This window comes from Dethiosulfatibacter sp. (genome assembly GCF_983023055.1).
On the sequence record NZ_CEZJXU010000326.1, the window covers coordinates 1 to 3,007 of the forward strand.

Annotated in this window: 4 protein-coding genes; 3 read left to right on the top strand and 1 reads right to left on the bottom strand. The window is 36.6% G+C overall.

Translation table 11 applies throughout. The annotated features are described in order from the left end of the window. Positions 1 to 354, top strand: a 354-nt coding sequence (locus AC3AX0_RS10410) for a 4Fe-4S double cluster binding domain-containing protein (RefSeq protein WP_487550225.1), incomplete at its 5' end; no start/stop codon positions are given. Between the two features lie 35 nt (positions 355 to 389). Beyond that, on the top strand, positions 390 to 1,436 hold the full coding sequence (locus tag AC3AX0_RS10415) for a hemolysin family protein (protein WP_487550226.1): 1,047 nt from the start codon (positions 390 to 392) through the stop codon (positions 1,434 to 1,436). On the opposite strand, the gene AC3AX0_RS10420 is transcribed toward AC3AX0_RS10415, so the two are convergent. Then, entirely contained in the window at positions 1,322 to 2,149 is an 828-nt protein-coding gene (locus AC3AX0_RS10420; protein ID WP_487550227.1) for a coiled-coil domain-containing protein, read from the bottom strand. The two genes, AC3AX0_RS10415 and AC3AX0_RS10420, sit on opposite strands and share 115 nt — an antisense overlap. 329 nt (positions 2,150 to 2,478) lie before the next feature. On the opposite strand from AC3AX0_RS10420, the gene AC3AX0_RS10425 reads away from it, so the two are divergent. After that, a complete protein-coding gene (locus AC3AX0_RS10425; protein WP_487550228.1) occupies positions 2,479 to 2,937 on the top strand; it encodes a YbaK/EbsC family protein in 459 nt (152 codons plus the stop codon). The last annotated feature ends 70 nt before the right edge of the window (positions 2,938 to 3,007 follow it).

A 3,007-nucleotide genomic window follows, 5' to 3' on the forward strand; every position in this document is an offset into this window, starting at 1 on the left:
GAAGCATGCCCAATGGGAGCACTTGATAAGGGTTACGTTCTAAACCGTGAGAAATGCATAAGATACTATATGCTTGAAGGAAGGGAAGTTCCAGAATGGATAGGAAGTAAAATGGGAAAAAGACTTCTTGGATGCGATATATGTCAAAATGCTTGTCCAAAAAATATAAGAACGACAAAAAGGGAAAAGATGCCTGAATATGACAGGGAGATATTTCTAATCGACAACTATATAAAAAATAAGGACAAGGGTCTTAAACAATATATAAATCCTCTGTCCAAATTAATAGGAAGAAACTACGCCCGTACAAAAAGGGTATTGTACCAGTGTGAAATAATAAGTAAAAACGAATAATTTTTTAATGATAATTACAATTTCAGGAGGCATAAATGTACACAATAGCAGGCAGATTGATATTGATAGCTATACTTACACTTATAAATGCATTCTTTGCTGCTGCGGAGATGGCAATGGTATCTGTAAACAAAAATATGATGGAATTAAGATGGGAAAAAGAGAAGGACAAAAGAGCGAAGCTTCTAGTAGATACCCTTGAAAAACCCAGTGGATTTCTTGCTACAATCCAGGTTGGAATAACTCTTGCGGGATTCTTTTCAAGTGCCTTTGCGGCTACGGGCATATCAGTTAAGGTGGCACCTGTACTGGAAAAACTGAATATTCCATACAGCATGCAGGTTTCAATAATACTAGTTACCATTGTTCTGTCTTACTTCATTCTCGTATTTGGAGAATTGGTACCAAAGAGGCTAGCCCTTCACAAAACCGAGGAAATTGCCCTTTATTCAGTAAGATATATAACAATGCTTTCCAAAATAGCAAGACCTTTCGTTTACATACTTACTAAATCAACAAATGCCGTATCAAGGATTTTTGGAGCCGGTGAGGGAGAGCGGGAGGAAAGTGTTTCAGAGGATGAAATAAGGCTACTAATAAAAAAAGGCAATATGCAGGGTAATATAAAATATAGAGAAAGGGAAATGATAGACAAGGTTTTTGAATTTAATGACACAATAGCAAGTGAGGCCATGACACAAAAGTCAGATGCCTTTGTACTTGATGTAGAGACTGAGATAAAAGATCTCATGGATATAATTCCGGTGGAAACCTATTCCAGGATTCCAGTATTCGAAACCCACAGAGACAATATCATAGGAATACTTCTCCTTAAGGATGTCCTTGTAAACATAATGGATACGGGAACTGAAGATCCAAGAATAAGGGATATTTTACACAAACCATATTTCGTTGTGGAAACAATATCCACAGACAAATTGTTCATCAACATGCAAAGAAGCAAGACTCATATGGCTTTAATAACAAATGAAGAAGGAACTCTAACGGGTATAATAACCATTGAAGACCTTATTGAGGAAATAATGGGTGAAATTGAAGACGAATTTGATACTCTTAAATAGTCCATTCCTGAATATTGGGGATCAAAGCCAGTGAAATGAAATTCAACAAAAGAATCCCCTGGATATGAGGTGGAAAAGTTGTTTATCATATTTCCGCTGCCTATGGTGGTATTAATTCCAATCATAGGAGGATTGGCAAAAGCATGGTCATAAACGAATTCATTAAAATAACCAAGACCATCATTTGAAATGGAATCTCCAGAACCGTCATAACTTCCCCAAATGTAAACAGTGGTATTTGTAAGCATGGTCGATATCGAATTTCCTGCATACAATACAATATCAGTAGAAGTGTTAATATTTGAATAGGGAGAAAATCTTAGGCCGTTTGCAGGACTTATATGAGAATCAAGAGAAGCAAAATCTTCAGCTGCAATCAAATCCATAACTACAAGAGCTTCGTTTATAAGTGAATTGCCTGGAGTTGGTCCAATCTGCATTTCATCTTCTTCCAAATCTTCCATTAATATACTAATCTTTTCTTCAAATTCATCAATATCATTTTCTTTTTCAATAACCTTGTTTTCAAGTGAATCTATGGCAGTATTTGATTCTTCCAACTTTGCTTCCAAAGAAGCAATCATTTCATTTGCAGCACTTAGATTGTATTCGACATCGGCAAGGGCTGAATCATCAACCTTAGTATTGCAAGCTGTTGCCAGCAAACTTAATGCAATTATAATCATAAGAATGATGCCTCGAATATCTTTCATTTAAATTCACTTCCTTTAATGTTTGTTAGATTAATTATACCATAAATAAAAGCTAAATGATAATGAAAGTCAATTGACAACAAGCGATTCAAAAACAACCTACGCATTCAATTGGTTCAATGAGTAAAGAACCGGCTGTATGCATTTAAATATGGCAAAAACCTACTTGTCGTGATAATATTAAGGTATGATTTTTTTGGAGCTTAGGAAAGCTAAAATGCATATTCCCTTGAAGCGTTGGTAATATGCGGGTAAGGATACTTTCCTTCGCGACTTGAATACCCGCTTACGCGGAAAACGCAGCGATGCTGCTTTTTTGGAGGTATATAATGAGTATAGAAAGCGTAAAAAAACAATTTGTTGAGGAAAATCTTCCTCTAGAGATTATAGAAATGGATACATCTACTGCTACAGTTGAGCTTGCAGCAAAGGCACTAGGGGTTGAGCCTGCAAGGATTGCAAAGACTATGGCAATAAGGCTTAAGGAAAAGGACATACTTCTACTTGCAAAGGGAGACCTTAAACTTGACAACAGAAAATTCAAGGATCAGTTCAAACAGAAGGCAAAATTTGTTGGATTTGATGACGTGGAGGATTCCACTGGACATCCTGTTGGAGGAGTATGCCCCTTTGGACTTGAAAAAGATCTTGAGATTTATCTTGATGAATCATTGAAGGTATTTGACTTTGTTTACCCTGCAGGTGGAGGAGCAAATACTGCAGTGAAGATAGATGTTGATTATCTGGCAGAGGTGACCGCGGGAACATGGGTCGATGTGTGTAAGTAAATGGGAAAGAAATCGCTTGCTATAATGGCAAGTCACAGAAGAAACAAGTTCACTGAAAAATATCTGGACA